Source organism: Burkholderia latens, from assembly GCF_001718795.1.
GTDB classification, from domain to species: Bacteria; Pseudomonadota; Gammaproteobacteria; order Burkholderiales; family Burkholderiaceae; genus Burkholderia; species Burkholderia latens_A.
Genome location: NZ_CP013438.1, coordinates 1,179,953 through 1,200,424 on the forward strand (window position 1 = coordinate 1,179,953; position 20,472 = coordinate 1,200,424).

Genomic DNA, 20,472 nt, shown 5'->3' on the forward strand with positions numbered 1-20,472 from the left:
GTCGTCCCCGGACGCCGCGTTTTAGCCGACGATAACCTGCTGCCCCGGATTGATGTCGCCGGGGTGGCTCGCCAGATTCCGGTTCAACTGCAGGATCTCGTTGAACGCCGCGTCGATCCGCTGTCCGTCCGACATCCGCTGCCGTTCGTCCGCCGGCACGTGCGCCGCGTCGAGCAGCGTTCCCTCGTGATTTTCGGCGATCGTCCACAGCGAATCGCCGGCCACCACGTCGACGGTCAGCGGCGTCGGTGTAGGCGTCGCGCTCCGTGAACCCGCCGACGGCTGGGCCGGTTGCGATGGCCTAGCCGTCGGCGACGCAGTCGCGCCCGGCTGCCGGGTCGCCGCCGTCGGGGCGGGTGCGACCGATGCACCCGCTGTCGGCGTCGCGCCGGCGGAACCCGACGGCGACGGTGTCAGCGTCGGCGTCGGTGTCGACGATGGCGATGACGATGGCGATGGCGATGGCGACGGGCCAAGGCCGGGCTTCTTGTTCTTGTCGTCCGACCCGTCGAGCGCCTTGATGACACCGTACGCCTGCGTGATCGCAAAGATCCCGACCGGCAACAGCGCGACTCCGGTCGGCAGCCGCGCCATCCACGGCGTCGCATTCGGGAATTGCGAATGCAGCCGCCCGGCGCCCAGCAGCGCACCGGACATCGCACCGAGCACGCCCGTCATCCCGTCGCCGAACGTATGCGCGGCCATCGCGCCGTGAATGCCGGTCGCGAGGCCCACCGCGGAGGTCACGTAGTCGCCGGTCGCGCTCGCGAGCCGCGCGATCTGGCTTCGATTCTCCGCGTTCACGCCGCGCGCGCCGCCCTTGTAGACGATACCCGTGGAGGCGGCGCTGATGATCCCGCCCAACGCCTGCCCGCCGGCCAGCCAGTTGCCTTGCAGGAACTTGAAGCCGTTGATCGTGATCGTGCCGCCGTAACCACCGAGCGCAAGCAATCGCCCGACGCGGCCGACCGAGTGCCGCGGGCTGCCCCGGTGCAGCAGTTTCAGCGACGTCCCGCCGACCACACCCTGCATCTGCCCGAGCATGTCGTCCGCAATCGCCTTCAGGTGCGTGACGGTCTCGTCGAACGTCAGCACGCCATCCTTGTTCAGCGCGCGCAGTTGCGCGGCCGCGGCCTTGCCTTCATGGGCGATCTGCTCGAGCTGCGTGCCGCGCGCGTCGACGTCGAACCCGTTCGCCTTGAGTTGTTTCTGCAGCCCGCGCACGAGCCGGTCGACGACGTGATCGAACACGCGCGGATCGGCGTTCTTCAGGCTCGCGACCGCGCCATGATGCAGCGCCTGGAACACGCGGCCGACCCGCAGCCCGGCATACAGCGAATTTGTCGCCGGGCCGACGAACGCGTTGCCCGTCGCTTCGAGCACGACAGCGCCGCTCGCGCCAACCGCCGTGGCCCCGGTCATGTCGGCGGCAATCCGCCGTCCCGACGGCGGCGGCCGGTGCGGGCCGATCGGCTCGTCGTGCACGCGCAGCGCATGCAGTTCGGCCTGCGCGCGCTTCGCATCGAGAATATCGACGTTGGCGAGCTGCGCGGTCTCGCGGCGGCTCGTGCCGATCGGCTTGGTGCCGTCGTTGATCAGCGCGGGATCGTGCACGACCGCACTCCAGTGCTCGAGCGGATTCGCGGTCAACGGCTGCGCGCGCGTGGTCACGCGATCGGGTATGCCGGCGCCATATGCGTCGAGCCAGCGCCTGGCGAACGAGCGCGCGCCCTTCTGCGTGGTGCCGCGCGGTTTGCGACCGTCGCCCTTCCAGTATTCCGTCGCATGCTCGATGGTCGCCTTGCGCGCCTGGTTCAGCCACACGGTCGTGTTGCCTTCGTACAGCTTGTGGCGCAGTTCGGCGATCTCGGCAGGCGTCATCCCGCGCTCGGCGCCGATCCGCTCGACTTCGGCGAACAGCAGTTGATGCTGATTCGCGAGCGTCTGCCGGTCGACCCGCTCGAACACGCGCGTGAGCGCGTCGGCGCCGTGCAGGCGATCGATGATCGACGGATTCTTGCGATTCTCGACGATCAATTTCGCGAGCGCGCCGGTCAAGTCCTGGTTGCCGATGAAGTCGGCGCCGTGCGTGCCGAACGACAGCCCGACGTGCACCCATTCGAGCCCTTCGCGCTCGAGCACCGCACGCAGCAGCTTCTCGTGCCCCGCGCCCGGCACCGACTCCGGCACCGCATCCCAGCCGTGGAACGTGATCATCACGTTCGGCGCGGTCTTGTCGGGGTTCGCGTTCGACCACTTCTCGAGCGCTGTCATGACCCTCACGTAATCGTGGTACGCGTGGTTGGTGCCCGACTGGTACCGGTAGTCGGTGCCGGACACGAGCGCGCGCGCCGGTGCGGTTTCGAGCCGGATCGCGAAGCCGGTGCGCGCCGCTTCGTCGAGCCACGCATGCAGGTGCGCGAGATGATCGAGCGCGAGCGCCTCCCCGTCCGTGCCGGGCGCCGGATGGATGACGCCGTTCTTGCCGTCGAACACGGCGTTCTTCTGGTCGCCGAGCGCCTTCACCGCACGCAGGAAATCCGGATCGTGCGCCTTGCCGAGCACGGCCGCGAGCAGATTCGGATCGACCACGAGCGTGACGACGGGCGTCACGCCGCCGTATTGCTCGACCATCTTGCGCATCAGCGCCGGATCGTCGCTGAGCGACAGCGAACGCGCCATCGGCACCATGCGGTCCTGCAGTGCCGGGTCCGAGCGCGTGAAGATCTGCTGGATCCGGTGATCCGCGACGGTCGCCGCGCCAAACTTGCGCGTGTGCGCGCGCAGCTTGCCGGGCACCGGCAGGAAGCGCGACGCCGACGTGGACACGTCGCGCGCGACATACAGATTGTTCAGCAGCGTGCGCCACATGCCCGGGTCGATCATCACGGCCTGCGGCTCGCCCTTCAGCACGAGCTTGACCTTCCCGGCGCGCTGCGCCTGCTTGTTGTAGGCCTCGATCTGATCGTGCGTCGGGAAATACTGCTCGGTCTTCGCCGCGCCGTTGCGCAGGTTGAACGCGACGACAGTCGACGACGACAGCCCTGGCTGGTACGGCTCGATCGACAGCGCCGCGGGCGCGGCGGTGCTCGCGTGCCGCAAACGATGCAGGTCGGCAAGCACCTCGTTGTAACGGCTGCGCGTGCGCGCCGCGAGCGCGCGGAACGGCGCCGACGATTGGCCGCGCGCTTCCGCATCGGACAGTTGCTCGCGCAGCGCCTTTTCGCGCGCCTGCAGCGCCGCGATCCGGGTCGGCCGCGTGCTGCGCAGAAACTCGCGCGGCCGCAACTGGGTGAGCAGGAAATGCACGTCCGTGCCGAAGCGGTCGTTGCCGATCGGCATTTCATCGAGGGACACGCCCTGGCGACCCAGATTGTTCACGTGCCTGATGTTGTCGAACCAGCGCATCTCGCCATTGCGCGCCGCGATCACGCCGAGCGGATTGCCGAGCGACTCGGCCACCGCTCCGTCCGTCTTGAACACGTAGATCACGTGGCGATTGCCGTCGACCGCGCCGTTGCGGATCGCGGTCAGCAAGTGCGGCACGCTGTTGCCGCTGAAGTCGACCGCGTTGAGCCCGGACTTCTCCGACGGCAGCAGGTGCGGATCGACCGGCACGCGCGGCGCCGCCTCATTGGCTCGGCCCTGGTCCGCGCGCGTCAGCGGCTGGCGCAGCGGCACCTTCGCCTGGAACACGTCGCCGAGCGTACGGCGCGGCGGCTTCTCCGCTGCGGCGGTGTCTTTCGTCGGCTGGAAGCCGCCGATGCGATCGACGATCTCCGGCTTCACGTCGCTGACGACGAAGCGGATGCCGCGCCGCGGCGACTGCAGTACCGGAATGCCGCCGCGCCGCCGCCGCCGGAACACCGTGCGCAGATCCTGCTCGGGAATCTCCGTGTCGCCGACCGACGCCTTCTCGTAATACTTCCATTCGTGGTTCGTGTTGCGCTCCGCATAGCCGAGCACCTTGCCCGTTTCCTCCTCGACCACGTGAATCCAGCGGCGATCGCCCTCGACCGCGCGCACGGCCTGACGCGGCCGCTTGAACCCCGGCGCATCGTGCAGCTTCACGACGTCCGCGGCGAGCGCGTTGTCGACCGGATGACCGGATGCTGCCACCGGCCACGACGACGTGCCGTCCTTCGTCTCGATCTTCGACGCGCCGCCGAACCGCATCAGCTCGTCGTGCGCAACCGGCGACACGTAGAAATCGAATTGCCGGCGTGCCTTGCGGCCGCTGGCGCCGGTCTTGACGAGCGCCTTGTTCAGATCCTTCGGCACGCGCGAGCCGTCCAGCATCCGCACCGGGCCGGGCACGCCATACTGATCGGTTTCGAGTACCGCGACGAACGTCGGCGCCGCGTGTTCGGCGCCCGTCTTCGGCGCATCGGCATGCGCGGTGATCAGCACGTGCGCGTTGGTGCCGAGCTTGCGCCCCAGTCCGTCAAGCGTCGGCGCATGCCGGCCGTCGACGCGCGTGAGCGTGCGCCGGCCGAGGCTGTCGAGCCACGTCGCGGCAACCGCCTGCGGATCGGTCGCTTCGGCGGGCGTCGTGCGTTGCGGCGGCGCAGGCGGATTCGCGTGTCCGGAGACGGTCGCGGGTGTCGCCGCGCCGGACGGGTCGCCGGCCGTACCGGCCAGGCGCCCGCCCGCCGGCCCCGCCGGCCCGAGCGTCGGCCACGTCGGCCGGCCGTCGTTCGCGCCGACCGCGCGCGTGCCGCCGGCATGCACCGCCGTATAGCCTTCCGGCAAGCCCGACCCGTCGATGCCGGCAAGCCGGTACGACACGGCGCCTGTCGCGGGGTCGCGGGTGCGCACCACATACATGTCGACGCCGGCCGGCTTGTACAACTCGCCGCCGTCGGGCGTCGCGATGCGCAGCGCGCGGGCCGGATCGTGACCGAGCGCCGACAGCAGCGCGACGTCGGTCGGTGCGGCACTTTCGACGGCGTCGAGATTCGCGGCCGCACTCGCCGAGACACGCTCCTGCGGCGTCAAATCGGGTTGTGCAAACGTCGTGGCATCCGGCAACGCGTCGGTCGGCACGTACGCGTGATTGCGCGGCCCGGTGTGTGCGCTGTCGAGCGCCTGCCCGAGTTCGTCCTGCGCGACCGTGCGCGCGCCTTCCGGCAGCGCGAGCCGCGCATCGGCCGCCGTGCGGCCCGGTGCGTGCGTGGCGGCCGCCGGTGCGTCGGGGACCGTGCCGCTGAACCGGAACCAGCCCGCCTCCGGATCGAGTGCGCCAAAATTGGTGCCGCTGCCGAGCACGTCACTGCCGTCGTGCGTGACGAACTCGACGCGCAGGTTCGTCAGCCCGGCCTCGTGGAACGCCTGCATCACGTCGTCGATGACGCGGGTCGGCTCGGCTTTGTCCAGGAACTCGCTCGGCCACCGCTGGCTCACCGTGCCGCCGGGCTGCGTCACGCGCGCCGCGTCACCGATCACGCCCGGCCGGTCGGCAAGCGCGGTACGGAACGGATGATCGAGCGTGACCGATTCGAACGTATCGTCGGGAATCGCGGTGAAGTCGTAGTCGGGATCGGCGAACGTCGGATCGGCCACGCGCGGCACCGTCGGCCGCGTCGGCCGCTCGCCGCGCGGGCGCGATCCGGCGCCACGCGTGCTGGCGGTGCTGGCGGTGCTGGCGGTGGTTGGCGCCGCTTGCGCGTCGCCGCCGGCGGGGAGCGCCGCGCGGCCCGCGCGCGCCGGATCGCCGCGGAAGCGCTGCATCGGCAGGCGATCCTTGTCGACCTGGCCCGTCAGTCGCGTGCCGCGCACGGTCGCCGAACCGTCGCGTTCGACGAGCAGGATGTCCGGCGGCGCCCAGACCGACGTCGGCCGGCCGGTCAGCTCGGACAGCCGCTGCGCGAGCGCCGCGGCGAAGGTGGTGCTGGCCGCGCGCACCTGGCCCGGCGCGATCCGCAACGGATCGTGCTTGTTCGATCCGCCGTAGCACGAATACAGCGTGACGTCCTGCTCCGGTTCGAGGTGCGGCGCGACGCGCTCGGCGACCTCGTCCGGCGTCAGCGGCCGTCCGTCCGGGCCCAGCATCGCGTCGGCCGAGATCCCGTGACCGAATACCACATGATGTCCGGGCGGCGACATCAGCCCGCGCGCGCCGACCGCGTGCAGCGGATCGTCGGCCGGCATCAGCAGCGTATCGGCCGGGCGCAGGAATTCGGGATGCTGGGTCGCGTCGATGCCGGTCACGTCGTCGAACCCGGGCTGCAACACGGACCGGCCGTGAATCGTCGTCGTGACGATTCCACCGTCTGCGACCTTGCGGTCGGTATAGACACGGCTCGTCTTCGGATAGATCTTTTCCGTCTTGCCCGACAAGCCGTCGTCGGCCTCCGCTTCGGCGGCCTGCTCGACGCGCGCGGCCCATTCGTCCACCGTGTAGATCCGGTCCGGCGCGACTTCGACGAGCGGAATCGGTTCGTGGACGGGCGGTTCGCCCGCGTCCGGCTCGGGCGCGAGCCGCGGATGCGTGGAGCCTCCCGGCACCGTGTCCGGCCGCCCGGCATTGCCCGGCGCGCTGCGCGGGACACCGCCCGGCGTGCCGTCCGCGCCGCGCCGGCCGCTGTCTCCGTGCGGATCGATCTCCGCTTCGACCGGCTGCACCGGCTCGACCGGTGCGTCGCCATGGGCGGGCGCGTGGGTCGTCGGCTCGCCGCGCTGCGCGAACACCATCGGCGGGTCGCTCGCATCGGGCGCCTCGGGTACGTGCAGATAGAGCCGCGTTCCGACATCGGGATCGTTGGCCGGCACCTTGATCGACTCGTCGAGCGGATACAGCTCCAGTGCGCCGGTGCCGCGCACCGAGTTCGATGCGATCGACGCGATCACGGGCACCTGCAGCTCGTATGCGAGTTCCTGCGCGAACGAATAGCCGCCGGCACCGAGATAGCAGCCCGTCAGCAGCACGCCGTTGCCTTCCGTATAAGCCGGATCGTCGAGCAGCGCACGCGCGAATTGCCGCGGCGATATCGTCTTGCCGCCCTGCGTGATCGCAGCGGAGCTGTCCAGGCTCACGTCGCGCGGCTGCGTGCCGTGCGATTCCGCGATATCGAAACCCGACACTTTCAGGAACTGGCGCGCGGTCGCGTGACCGAGCAGGTTCACGACGCTCGTGCCCGGCACCGGCCGCAGTTCCAGCGGATTGATCCGGATCGGCTGCGCGCCGCCCGGCGAGAACTTGCCGTTCACGTCGGGCTCGATCTCGAAGCGCGCGACCCGGCGGTTCGGATTGGGCACGGCGCGGTGCCATCCGGCTGCGTCGTCGTCGCCGAGCCGGCCGAACACCGGCGCCTGGATCAAGTCTGCGAATTCCTGCAGCAATGCGGGGTCGGCGCCGCTGCGCGGCCCGTCGAGCGCGATCGGCGTACCGGGCGTATAGCCTTTCCATGCCAGCGCTTCCAGCGCATGCGTCATCTCGAGCGCGCTGGCGGGACGGTTGCTGCGCGGATTGATGATCGATCCCCGTCTCGTCAGCATCCGCCACACGTACACGCCGATCGGCACGCGCGCATCGCCCGTCGCCGTGCGGCCGCCCCACTGGTTCGACACCGGACGCGGCGCGACGCTGCTCCAGTCGACCGGATGCGCGCCCTGATCGATCACCGCCACTGCCGGCGAGAACCGGTAAGTGCGCGGGCCGCTGGTGACCGAATGGTCCGGCACACCGGCCTGGTCCGGCGCGCCTGGCTCGATCAGGATGCCGCTCGTATAGCCGGAATCGGGAGAACCGTCGGCGCGATAGCGAGGCGAACGCCACGCGACGAACCCGCTTGCGCCATACACGTCGACGCCGAGCACGTTCGCGAGCAGCTGCGCGAGCGGGCTCACGCGCGTGCCGGCGCCGCACGCATACAGAATCACCGGCGATTTGCCGTCCCAGCCGCTCTGGCGAATCATCTCGGCCATGTCGTCGGCGGTCATCGCCTTGCCGGTCGCGCTCGCGAACGCGTCGGCCCACGCGTGCGCATAGACCGCGAAGTATCCGGGCGGCACCGGCAACAGCGGCCGCTCGCCCGGCGGCAGCCGGTTCTCCGGCTGGATCGGATTGTCCGAATAGATCGCGAGGTCGGCCTCGCGGCGCGGATACGCGGCCCACTGCGTTTCGCTCATGCCGAACGACGCGTTGATCACGTCGACGCGCCGGCCGTCCTCGCTGCGGATCAGCGGCTTCTGCGGATCGAAGCCGTGCGGGTACACCACGCGCAGCGTGCGGTCGTACGCATCGTTCATCGACAGCACGAACGCACCGCCGGCGTCGGTCAGCCCGATATGACCGACGACCGCTTCCGGCGGCACCGTGCCGTCCGCGGCGAGCGCGCGCTGATCGACCAGTGCGATCCGGTAGCGGCCGCCCGCGACGCCATCGGCGCCGACCATCAGCGCATCGTGATACGTCGCGTAGCGCGTCACGCCGATCGTGCCGTCCTCATCCGGCGCGACGGCCGCGCGTGCCTGTCCATCGGCGACGGCTTTCGCGCGTCGCTCGTCGGCCTTCGCCGCGCTCATGTCCTTGAGCAGATCGCCCTTGTCGGTCGCGGGCAGGCCGTCTTCCTCCGGATTGCTCACGTTGCCTTCGGCGTCCTCGAGCGCATACACGTAGTATTCGACGTCCTCGAGATGATTGCCGCTCGAGATGATCCGCGCGACCACGTCGCTCAATATTGCCCGGTCGGCCGCGATGCGCGCGGGGATCTCCCACGACGCGGGACGTGCGCCGCTGGCCGGCACACCGGCTTCGGCAGGCGACGCTGCGTCGGCTGCGAGCGCGTCGGCGACGGCCGGCGTCGCGGCGCCTTCGACCGGTTCGCCATCGGGCGCGAGCCGCAGCGCGAGCGCATCGCCGTCCGGCGTGCCCTGCATGCGGCGTGCACGCAGCCACGCGGCGACGCGCGCCCGCAGCCCCTTGTCGGCGGGGGCGACCGCGCCGCCTTCGTCGGCCGGTTCGCCAAAGCTGGCCGCCTGTTCCTCCGCGTGCTGCCACGGGTTGCCGATCTCGCCCACCGCGAGCCGCTGGTTCGCGAGCCCGTTGCCGTACAGCGTCTCGACGACGTTGACCGCGAGCGGGCGCGGCATCGCCGACGGTGCGGGCGTCTTCGTGATCGCGCGGATCGGCCGCTCCATCAGCGTGTGGGAGCCGAGGCCCATTTGCGCGACGCCGATCCCGAGGTTCAGCAATTGCTGCGCGCGATCGGAGTCGGACATCGCGTCCCAGTTCTTCACCAGCGACACGCCCTGGTCGGCCATCTGGTAGCCGCCGATCACGCCGCCGGTGACGTTGAACACGCCGGCCGTGCGGCCCGTCGTCTGCGCCATCGACTCGAACGCGTCGGCCTCCTGCGCGAACCGGCCGAGCCCAGCTACGTCGGCCGTCACGCCCTCGCCGCGCGACGCGAGCGTGAGCAGGTCCGACACCTGTCCGGTCGTGCGCAGCAGCGACGACGCTTCCGCGAGCGACTTCGCCGCCATGCCGAGCCCGCCGCCCGCGAAACCGGCGCCGCTGCCGATCAGGCTGATCCAGTCGCCGCGCGCCTGTTCGTTGCCGAAGCCGATCGACTGCCCGTGGTCGCTCAGATTCTTCAGGTCGCCCACCGCGGCCGTCGCGCCGACCGCCATGCCCACGCCGATCGTCGTCCATGCGGCGCCGAGCAGCGCGCCGCCCACCGGCGCGCCGATGCCGCTCGCGACCAGCACGACACCGCCAGCCGCCGCGAGAATGCCGGTGCCGATTTCGAGCGCGTGTTCGAGGTGCTGGTACCACTCCGTCTTGTGCGCGTCGATCGACTGGTATTGCGACAGGTCGCCGGCCGCTGCGTCGCTCATCAGGCTCTTCGGCACGTACAGCTTGCCGTCGTCGGACAGCGCGTTGTTGTGCTGGTAGTTGTCGACGCTGTCGTACTGCCAGCCGCGATCGTCGATCAGCTTGTACTGGCCCGGATGGCCGTCGACCTGCACCTTGAACAGCGCGCTCGGCGCGGTGCCCGATTGCTTCGACACGTAGTAGATCGGCACCAGCGACACCACCGCATGATCGCCGCCGACCTTGCGGATCTGATCGACCACGGCCTGGATCATCTGCGTCGCGGCCGAATTCTGCGCGTACAGCGAGTGGCTGTTGACGCCCGTGCCGTTCTGCAATTGCCCGTTGCTCACGATCAACTGCTCGAGCAGCGCCATCGACGGCACGTCGTTCCGGTCGGTCGGCACCGCAGCCGAATCGTCGGGCTGAATTCCGAGCCCCGCGCCGACGAAGTTCTTGAGCTGATCGGAATCGGTCGCGAACGTGTACGACTTGTCGCCGAGGTTCTTCTGGAAGTCGTCGAAATACGCCTTCAGCTGCTTGTCCGGATCGGTCTGGAAGAACTTGTAGCTCGCGCTCGCGGCGGCCTTTTGCTGCGTGTTCTGCGCGCTCTTCACGCCCTGGTCGTAACGCAGCTGGAAGTCGTTCGCGAAACCCGAACTGAACCGGTCGTCGTTCTGCATCTTCGACAGCAACGCCTTCGACAACGCCGGATCGACACCCGACGACAGCGCCTGGCGCACGCTGTCGAACCCGTAGCCGGCGTCGCTGCCGCGCAGCGTGTAGATCAGCGTCTTCGCATTGCCGTTGGCGTCGAGCAGCCAGTTCGCGACGTCGTCCTCGCGCTGCACGGGCACGCCGCTCGCGGTCGGTTGCTGGTCGGCGAGCCCGACCGCCGTACTGAGGCCCTTGTAGAACTCGATGCCGTCGCCGTACGGCTGCGGCGTGCCCGTGTTCGACTGCGTCCACTTGTTGCCGAAATCCTTTTCGACGGTGTCGAGCACGGCGCCCGCGAATTCGGGCGGCGCGTTCGCGAGGATGTCCTGCATCCACTTGCCGACCTTGTCCGCATTCATCCGGCCGTCGGCGCGCGCCTGCATGCTCGCCTGATCCGTCGCGCGCGAATCGGGCTTCTGCATCAGCGGGTCGATCTGCGAATGGATGAACTTCGCGTCGAAGTGCGGCTGGCCCGCCTGCGTCCACAGCGCCTGACGCTCGTCCAGCGAGAACGACGCGTCCATGTTCGTCTTCAGCACCTGCAGCGCCGCGCCCGGATTGCTGCCGGGGTCCTGCATCAACTGCGCGACCTGCTGCTTCGTGTATTGCAGGCGCACGTCGGGGGCCGCCGCGAGCAGCGTCTGGATCTGCTGATAACCGGGATTGATCTTCTGCGCCTCGGCCGGGTCCTTCGCCGCCTGCGTCTGCGCCTGGGCCTGCGCCATCGCATACGCGAACACGCCGCCCGCCTGGTCGATCTTCGCGTTCAGCGCCTTCGCGTCCGCATCGCTCAGGCCGGCCGTGTCGACCTTGATGCCCGTCATCTTCACGAACGCTTCTGCGAGCGGATTCTGTTGCGCGAGCGCCCTCTCCTGCGGCGACAGCTTCGGATCGTTCGGATCGACGCTCACGCCCGTATCCTGCAGCAGCGCGAACGTGACGGGGTCGGACTTCGCGAGCTGCTTCATCTGCGGCGACAGCGACGGGTCGTCGGGGTTGATCGTCGCGATCGTGCGCTTGAGCTGGCTTTCCTCGCCGAGCGCGTCGACGAGGCCGGTGTACCACATGCCGTCGTGATTCTGCTTCACGGCCGCGACGACCTGCTTCTGCTCGTCGGCCGTGACGTACGTGAGCGCCGTGTCGTCGCCGCCCGTCACGACCTTGTCGTACTGGCTTTGCGCCTGCGACAGCTCGCGTGTGATGTCGGATTCGTCGGCGCGGCGCGCACCGCCGGGCTCCTTTTGCCATGCCGCGTAGTCGGCCTTTGCGTCCTTCAGGCGCAGCGTTGCGGCCGCCGTGCCGTATTCGTGGCGCAACGCGGTGGTTAGCGCGGTGTATGCGTTGTTCGCGTTCGTATCCGCCGTGGCGGCCGCCTGGCGCACTTGCGCGCCGGCGTCGGGATCCGCGCGCCGGACGCCGCCCGGCAACGCGTTGTACTTCTGCACGTCGGCATGCGCGCCCTGGTCTTTCTGCATCGCCAGCGCGAATTCGAATGCCTTCTCGTTGGTTGCCCGCTCGGGCGCCGATTCGGCCGACACAGCCTTCTGCGCATCGTCGAGGACCGAGCCGAGCACGGGATCCTTCGGCGATGCGTTGCGCAGATCGGCCGCCACGCCCGCGATCGCCTTGTTCGCGTCGCCGCCGCCGTCGGCGGCGAAACGCATCTGGTTCTCGACGGCCGCCTGCACCGCGCCCCACGCGTATTCGGCCTTCTTTACCTGATTGTCGAGATCGGCCTGCGACGCGCCCTGGTCGTGCAAACGCTTGAGCGTCGCCATTTCGGCCTGCGCAATTTGCAGCAGACGCTGCGTCTCGGCCTGCGCGGCCGCGAGCGCCTGTTGCTCCGGCGTCTGGGCCGGCGGATTGCTGCCGGCCCCGTTGCCGGGCGCCGGATCGTTGTCAGTCTGCGGCTGCGGCACACTGACCGGCCCGCCTCCGCCCACAGCCATCAACACCATGTCCGTTCTCCCGCGGTTCGCGCGACGTGCCGGCACGGCGGCAGGCGGGCCGCGCGCAATGATGCATTGTGCCGAACGGGCTCGCGGAGGAAATGCGCGTATTACGTAGTCGGCACGCGGCTGGCGGCGGTGCGGGCAGACGCATGCTACGAACAGGCCGTCGCCAGCGGCCCTGCAAACGCAATCGGCAAAATTTGCTGATTGGGTCGGTGCGCGCGCTGCGGTCCGTATGCGGGCGGCTGCCAATGCCGTCCGGGTGCGGCGCGCTGCCGCGATTCCGCCCGATTTCGCAGAGAACCTTTCCTGTGCAGCGGCTTAATCGGCTTTCGCTCGATCTCCAATAATGGCCGCTCGCTGCGTCGAGCCCCCGCGCGCCGACGCGACCACCGGCAATCGGCCGGAGACCAACGACAAGAAAATCCTGTGCATTCCTACCAAACAGACCGACACGCCCCCGCGACGCCACGCGCGACGCCGATCGCCGCGCGCGCCCGCACGCGCGCGGCCGCGGGCACTTTCATCGCAGCGTGCGTCGCCGGCGTGGCGCCCGGCGTCGCGCACGCGCAAAGCAGCGTGACGCTGTACGGGCTGATCGACACGTCGATTACCTACGCGACCAATCAGCGCACGCAAGGCGCCGGTTCGCCCGGCAGCGGCAGCGTCGCGCTCACGAGCGGCGCATTGAACGCGTCGCGCTGGGGGTTGCGCGGCCGCGAGGATCTTGGGGGCGGGATGGCCGCGGTCTTCACGCTCGAGAACGGCTTCTCGGGCACGACCGGCAAGCTGTCGCAGAAAGGCGTCGACATGTTCGGCCGCCAGGCATGGATCGGCATCAGTTCGCGCACGGCCGGCACGCTGACGTTCGGCCGGCAGTACGATCTGATTCTCGACTTCGTCACGCCGCTCGGCGCATCGGGGCCCGGCTGGGGTGGCAACCTCGCGGTGCACCCGTACGACAACGACGACTCGAACCGCAATCTGCGCATCAACCATGCGGTGAAGTACACGAGTCCGGCCTATCGCGGGCTGACGTTCGGCGCGCTCTACGGATTCTCGAACACGGCCGGTGCGTTTTCCAACAACGCCGTGTGGAGCGCGGGGCTCGCGTATGCGAACGGCCCGCTGAAGCTCGGCGCCGGCTACCTGAAGATCAACCGCGACCGTAATGCGCCGAATCCGGACGGCGCGCTGAGCACGGTAGACGGCTCGGCGACGATCACGGGCGGCAACCAGGAGATCTGGGCGATGGCCGCGCGCTACGCATTCGGCCCGCACTCGATCGGCGCCGCGTGGTCGCACTCGGCCACCGATGGCGTGAGCGGCGTGCTTCAGGGCAGCGGCATCACGCCGCTCAAGGGGGAATCGCTGGTGTTCGACAACTTCACGGTCGACGGCCGCTTCTTCGCCACGCCGGCGTTCAGCGTCGCCGCCGCCTACACGTACACGATGGGCCGTTTCGACGCGCGCACCGGCCAGACCCGCCCGAAATGGAACCACGTCGTCGCCCAGGCCGACTACGCGTTCTCGAAGCGCACGGACGCGTATCTCGAAGCCGTCTATCAAAGCGTGAGCGGCGGCAACGGCAATCCGGCGTTCAACGCGACCGTGTGGACGATGACGCCGTCCGCGAACGGCAACCAGGTCGTCGTCGCGCTGGGCTTGCGACACAAGTTCTGACGATCGGGCGTTCGCGCAACGGAGATCGCGTGCTGCGTGGTTTTTTTCACAAAAAGGCGGAGAAACTGTTCACGTTGTGACATTTTTCCTACTCTACTTGCAGCGGCGCCGTGATTTGGCGCTCCGGCCGACACAATCTTTCGTCTCGCATATCGCCGGCTTACGAAAGTGCATCTCGCACGCGGGCCGGCGCCTTCGCGCCGCGTCGTCGGCCCCGTGCCGTGACAGTTCTCGCGCATCACGCTTTCGATGATGTCCACGCAGTCAACCGCAGGAGACGCACGATGAGCAAAACGAACCGACTGGTCCTCGCAGTTTTCGCGCTGCTGGCGGGTTGCCACCACGCGGCGAAAACCCCGGAAAATGCAGGCATGGCGCCGGAGCCGTCGAGCGAAGCCGTCGCCACGGTCGCGGCCGACGATCTCAACAACCCGAACAGCCCGCTCGCGAAGCGCAGCGTCTATTTCGATTTCGACCAGTACTCGGTGAAGCCCGAATACCAGTCGCTGCTGCAGGCACACGCCGACTATCTGCGCAGCCACCCGTCGCGCCACGTGCTGATCCAGGGCAACACCGACGAACGCGGCACGTCCGAATACAACCTTGCGCTGGGCCAGCGCCGGTCGCAGGCCGTGATGAGCGCGCTCGAAACGCTCGGCGTGCAGGCGTCGCAACTCGAGGCGGTGAGCCTCGGCAAGGAAAAGCCGGTCGCGCTGGGCCACGATGAGGAATCGTGGTCGCAGAACCGTCGCGCCGATCTCGTCTACCGTTGATCGCGGGCCGCATGCCGCCGCGATGGCGGCATGGCGGCCCGGCATCGTCCGTACCCGTATCGCGCGCCGTGCCGCTATCCGGACCCGCAAACAGCATGGAATAAACCGCCCGCCCCGGACGTTTCGTCATCGCGCGGCCTGCGGTTCGCGCGAATCGCGCCACCGCAAGGCCATCGCGGCAAAAGGAGAGCGAAATGAGATCGGCAAGATGGGCTGCGGCGCTGGTCGCGGCGGTGATGCTCGTGCTGTCGGCCGGATGCACGTCGTCGGGCGGCGGCGCATCGCAAGGACCGGGTATGAGCCGCTACGGCGGCGCAGGCGGCAGCGGGAGTGGAGGCGGCGGGGGCGGCTACTGACGCGCCGCCGGATCGGGGCGAACGGATAGCCGCGCGCGAGCGGGGCCGTAACTCGGCCGCGCTCGCGTGCGATTCCGTGCGACTCCGTGCGTCGCCGCCCCGCTTATCGACGCATGGCCTTCACGTCGGCCGGCGTCACGCTCGCGGGCTGGCCACCCCAGATCGCGCGCAGGTAGTTCGCCAGTTGCGCAAGTTCGTCGTCGCCCAGCGTGCGCGCGAAGCCCGGCATCGCCTGCATGTTTTCGACACCGGCGAACTTTTGTTCGTCGATGCCGTCGAGCATCGCGACCAGCAGATTGCGCGGATCGCGCTGGCGCAGCGTCGAATTGCCATTCATCGGCACGGCCACGTGCGGCTTGCCCTCCCCGTTCATGCCGTGACAGCCTGCACACACCGCGAGATACACGGAGCGGCCGGCTGCCAGCTGCGCGGCGTCGGCCGATACCGGCTTCACCGGCTGCGGCGCGGGCGGCGTGTCGCCGAGCAGGTACACCGACAGCGCGCGCAGGTCGTCGTTCGTCAGATGCTGCGTGCTCAGGTGCACGACCGGATACATCTCGCCGAACGCCGAGCCTTGCGGCGCGATGCCGACGCGGAAGAACGTCTGCAGGTCGGTGCCCGTCCAGCCGCGCGCGGCAAGCCCCGCCGGCGTGATGTCCGGTGCGGCCACGCGGCCGAGCGCGGCGCCCGCGAACGGCTTCGCGCCGTCGAGCTGGCCCGTGAACGCGCGCGGCGTATGGCATTCCGCGCAGTGGCCGAGCGCGCCTGCCAGATAGCGGCCGCGCTGCCAGTCTGCCGACTGGCCGCCCGATGCGTCGGGCAGCGTGTCCTTGAGGAACGCCATGTCCCAGAACACCATGCCGAAGCGCAGGTTGTACGGGAACCTCAGTTCATGCGCGCGGTTGCCCTGCGCGACCGGCTTCACCGTCTTCAGGTACGCGAACATCGCGTCCGCATCGGCACGCGTGAGCTGCCGGTACGACGTGTACGGCATCGACGGATACAGCCGCTTGCCCGGCGCCTGGCCGTCGTGCAGCGCCGCGTAGAAATCGTCCGCACTCCAGTTGCCGATCCCGTGATCCTTGTCCGGCGTGATGTTCGAGCCGTAGAACGTGCCGAACGGCGATTCGAGCGGCGCACCGCCCGCGAACGGCGCACCGTCCTTCGCGGTATGGCACGCCGCGCAGTCGGCAGCCTTCACGAGATAGCGGCCGCGTGCGACCTGGTCGGCGCCGGGTGCGCCGGATGCCGCGCTCGATACCGGCGCGTCATGGCCGCCGCACGCGGCGAGCAGCAGCGCGCACGCGGCCGCGAGCGCGGGCACGCGCGCGGCCCGCGCGGCACGATGGGCGAATGTGCGTGTCATGCGGCGTCCTTCACCAGTCCAGGCGTCGTCAAGATCAGGTCCTTCACGGCTTCGTAGTAGCGGACGTAACCGGTGCAACGGCACAGGTGCGCGTTCAGCGCGTCGGTGATCGTGCGTTCGACGTCGGCCTTCGCGACCGGCTCGCGATGCAGGCGCTCGATCAGCACCGTCGCCGCGTTCACGAATCCCGGCGTGCAGTAGCCGCACTGGAAGCTGAAGTGCTCGAGGAACTTCTGCTGGATCGGCGACAGTTCGACCACCTCGCCCGCTTCGTTGCGCTTCGCGTGGCCTTCGATCGTGCGAATCGAACGGCCATGGAAGAAATGCGCACCGGTGATGCAGGTGCGCATCTCCTCGCTGGTGCCGTCCGGCTTGTCGACGATCACGACGCACGCGTGACAGACGCCCTGCCCGCAGCCGAGCCGCGAGCCGGTGAGGCCCGCATACTCGTGCAGGAACTCGATCATCATCAGCCCTTCGGGCACCGGCATCGGGCCCACGGTCTTGCCGTTGATCCTGACCGACAGCGCCTTTTGCTGGAACCGGACGAGCGGACGCTCGCCGGCCGCCGGTGCGGCTGCGGACGAAGCGGGCGCGGCGGATGCACCGGGTGCGGCCGAAGCCGCATTCGGCGCGGATGCGCCGGTCGCGGCCGCACTGGCGCTCGCGGCCGACGCGGCGGTTTGGGCAGTCGTCATGCGAGCACCTCCTGAATCTTTTGCGGGGTCACCGGCAAATCGGTGAAACGATGGCCGATCGCGTGCGCGATGCCGTTCACGATCGCGCCGACGACCGGGATCATCACCACTTCGGCAACGCCCTTCGGCGGATCGGTCTCGGACAGCGGCGGCAGAATGTCGCCCGTCTGCGACCACACGGCGACGTCGGTCGCACGCGGCAGCTGGTAACGGTTGAAGTTCCACGTGCCGTTGCCGGGGCCGTCTTCGTAAAGCGGCAGATACTCGTGCAACGCATGGCCGATACCCATCGCAAGGCCACCCTGCAACTGGCCCGACACGAGCTGCGGCGAAATCTGGTTGCCGCACTCCATGATCGAGTGATGCGCGAGCAGTTCGACCTTGCCGGTCGCTTCATGCACGGCGAGCTCGACGAGCGTGCCGACCGCCGTGTAGTACGTGACCGCCGCGTTATTGCGGCTCGTCGGCGGGATGAACACGCGCTTGCGGTCCAGCACGCGATAACCGTTCGCGGTCGGCGGCAGCGTGCCGCGCAGCGCGGCCGCGCCGGCCGGTGCGGCGGTGCCCGGCACCGGACCGTCGTCGCCCGTCTTCGGCGCGCCGACGCGCAGCGACAGCCCGTCGATCGGCAGACGCTCGATCGCGCCGCCGACGTCGAATTCGGCGTCGGTCCATTGCCAGCGATTGAACACGTGCACGACGGCGCCGGTCGGCAGGCCGAGCGCATGCGCCTGCTTCGCGAGCTGCTCGAACGTCAGCGGCTCGAGCCCGTCGGCGGTCAGCTTGCCGTCGACCCAGCGCGCATCCTCGATGCGTATCGCGTACGGCGCTGCCTGGCCGCCGCCGAGGCCGCGCGTCCAGATCGACATCGCCGCCGGCCACAGACCATAGCGGAATACCGCGCGCGCGGCTTCGCGCGTGCTGTGCGTGAAGTAATACGCGGAATTCGTCGCGCTCGACGGCGACGCATAGCCCGGCGACCAGCGCGGATTCGCGCTCAGCCGGTCCTGTTCGGCCTGCGACATCAGATACGGGTCGCCGCTCGTCTCGATCGGCAGGTCCGGCCATTCGGTCACCGCGACGCGCACGTCGGTCGCCGGGCGGCCCAGCCACTTCACGACCGCGACCGCCTGCGACGTCGACATTCCGGTGCCGATCTCGGCAGCCGTGTGATGCAGCGACACGTTGCCGTTCGCGTCGAACTCGACCTTCGCGAACGATGCCTCCGCGCCCGTGCCGAAATCCTTCTGCACGCACGCGAAGCCGACGCCGTAGCGCTTGCCCGGGTTTGCCGCCTCGAATTCGGTCTTGCGCGCCGCACGGCGCGTCCACACCGGATGCTGCTTCGCGCGCTCGAGCACTTCGTCGACGCGCAGCGCGCCGGCCGGAATCGCGCCCTGCGTGTTCTTCATCCCCGAACGCAGCGCGTTGCGCAGGCGAAACTCGATCGGGTCGATGTGCAGTTGCGCGGCGATTTCGTCGATCGCCATCTCGGTCGCGGCCATGCTTTGCAGCGTGCCATAGCCGCGCGCCGAGCCGGCGTCGATTGCGCGAGACGCAATCGCGACCGCCGCAAGATCGCTCTTCGGGAAGTAATAGATCGACTGCGCGGCGGTTGCACCGACCATCGCGACCGACGGCGAGAAGTTCGAGCGGCCGCCGCCATTCGCCTCGAAGTCGCCCTTGAACGACTGCAGCAAACCCGTATTGCGATCGACCGCGATCCGGTAACGCATGTTGAACGCGTGGCGCTTCAGCGACGTCTGGAACTGCTCGTAGCGATCGTTCGCGAAGCGCACCGGCCGGCCGTCCGCGTACAGCGCGCAAACGAGCCCGTAGAACGGCACGTTGCAGTGATCCTTCGAGCCGTAGCCGACCGTGTAGCACGGATGCACGAACAGCTTCTTCACCGGGAAGCGGCATTTCGCGACCATCGCGGCCGCGTTCTCTGCCACTTCGAGCGGCGACTGCGTGGGCACGACGAGGTGCAGCGACTGCGTCGCCGCGTCGTACCAGCAGTTCGCGTTGTCGGGTTCCAGCGCAGCGGTATCGACCGACTGCGTGCTGTACTCGCGGTCGAACACGAGCCAGTCGGCCGGCGGATGATCGAGTTCGCCGGCGATCTGCGCGGCGAGGAACATGCCCTGTTCGTCGAGCTTGCCGTGCTCCTTGCCGTCGGGCCACACCGGCAGGTGCTTGCGCATCATGCTCGGGAAGATCGGCGCGTCCTTCAGGCTCGAATAGACGTCGTCGTCATACGCGGTCTTGCCGCCCACCCGCACGTAGCGAAACGTGCCCCACGGATCGCGCTCAAGCGGGCCCGTGACCGCGCCGTAGCGGATCACGTCGTCGCGGAACTTGAGCGCGTTCTTCGCGAAGCGAAAGCGCGCGAAGTCGTGATAGACGAGGATCGCGACCGCATGGCCGAGATACGCGGGCGTCTTGCCGGCAGGCAACAGCATGTCGTCGCCGTAAAACGCGGGAAACGCGACGCCGTCGCGCGCGAGATCGTCCGCCGTGACCACGCGGTCCGGTTTCAGTTCATCGCCGAGCAGCGACAGGTCGAAGCCTTCGTAGATGCGGTCGGCCTGCGTGGCGCGCAGAATCAGCGCATGCGACTGCTGCTGAGGCCAGTGCGGCATGTCGGCGGCACGCACGTCGCGGGCGAACACTTTCGAGCCGGTGACCTTCGCGATGCCGTCGATGCGGAATTTGGGGATGCCGGTGACGCTATCCCATTTGACCGGGGTGAGGAGCTTTTCTTCGAAGAGCGCCGCGAACGCGCGGCTGCCGATGGGCGCGACGTAGACCGCGACGCCCGCCAGCATGCTGGCTTTCAGAAAACCCCGCCGTGACAGGCCGTGGTTTTTCATTGGGGGAATCTCCTGATACGGCTCGGACGGCGATCGGGTGTCGCGGCGTTCGGAGCGGCGCGCATTCTGGCATTATTTTCGATATATCGCCTATAGTATTTCTCGCATGAAATACTTATTGAATTTCTTATAACGAGATTCATACCGTGGCGGAGGCGGATCGCGAGCCGCACGCGTGCGCGGGCGGGATGCCGCGTCTGCCGTTCGGTCGGCGGCCGCTTCCATCGTCCGCACGGC

Annotated in this window: 7 protein-coding genes; 3 read left to right on the plus strand and 4 right to left on the minus strand. The window is 68.9% G+C overall.

The window, feature by feature from the left end; all coding sequences use genetic code 11:
• Nucleotides 1-21: 21 nt before the first annotated feature.
• Nucleotides 22-12,492 (minus strand): LWXIA domain-containing protein, encoded by a 12,471-nt coding sequence (locus WK25_RS24640; RefSeq protein ID WP_069242995.1) that lies wholly within the window; start codon nt 12,490-12,492, stop codon nt 22-24.
• Between the two features lie 423 nt (nt 12,493-12,915).
• Between WK25_RS24640 and WK25_RS24645 the strand changes: the two genes are divergently transcribed.
• From WK25_RS24645 to WK25_RS31855, 3 genes are all read left to right on the plus strand, one after another.
• Complete coding sequence (locus WK25_RS24645) at nt 12,916-14,169, plus strand: porin (protein ID WP_413464095.1); 1,254 nt, start codon at nt 12,916-12,918, stop codon at nt 14,167-14,169.
• Between the two features lie 284 nt (nt 14,170-14,453).
• Complete coding sequence (gene pal, locus WK25_RS24650; RefSeq protein ID WP_069242996.1) at nt 14,454-14,942, plus strand: peptidoglycan-associated lipoprotein Pal; 489 nt, start codon at nt 14,454-14,456, stop codon at nt 14,940-14,942.
• Between the two features lie 194 nt (nt 14,943-15,136).
• Nucleotides 15,137-15,298 (plus strand): hypothetical protein, encoded by a 162-nt coding sequence (locus WK25_RS31855; protein ID WP_040139849.1) that lies wholly within the window; start codon nt 15,137-15,139, stop codon nt 15,296-15,298.
• 103 nt (nt 15,299-15,401) lie between these two features.
• Here WK25_RS31855 and WK25_RS24655 read toward each other — a convergent pair whose 3' ends face one another.
• Genes WK25_RS24655 through WK25_RS24665 form a run of 3 tightly spaced genes read right to left on the minus strand, consistent with a single transcriptional unit; the run spans nt 15,402 to nt 20,235 of the window.
• Entirely contained in the window at nt 15,402-16,664 is a 1,263-nt protein-coding gene (locus WK25_RS24655) for a cytochrome c (protein WP_069242997.1), read from the minus strand.
• Complete coding sequence (locus tag WK25_RS24660; RefSeq protein WP_040139851.1) at nt 16,661-17,362, minus strand: (2Fe-2S)-binding protein; 702 nt, start codon at nt 17,360-17,362, stop codon at nt 16,661-16,663. Before WK25_RS24660 ends, WK25_RS24655 begins: the two co-directional genes overlap by 4 nt.
• Nucleotides 17,359-20,235: a xanthine dehydrogenase family protein molybdopterin-binding subunit gene (locus WK25_RS24665; RefSeq protein ID WP_069242998.1), complete on the minus strand. Its 2,877-nt coding sequence runs from the start codon at nt 20,233-20,235 to the stop codon at nt 17,359-17,361. The genes WK25_RS24660 and WK25_RS24665 overlap by 4 nt, the downstream gene beginning before the upstream one ends.
• Between the last annotated feature and the right edge of the window lie 237 nt (nt 20,236-20,472).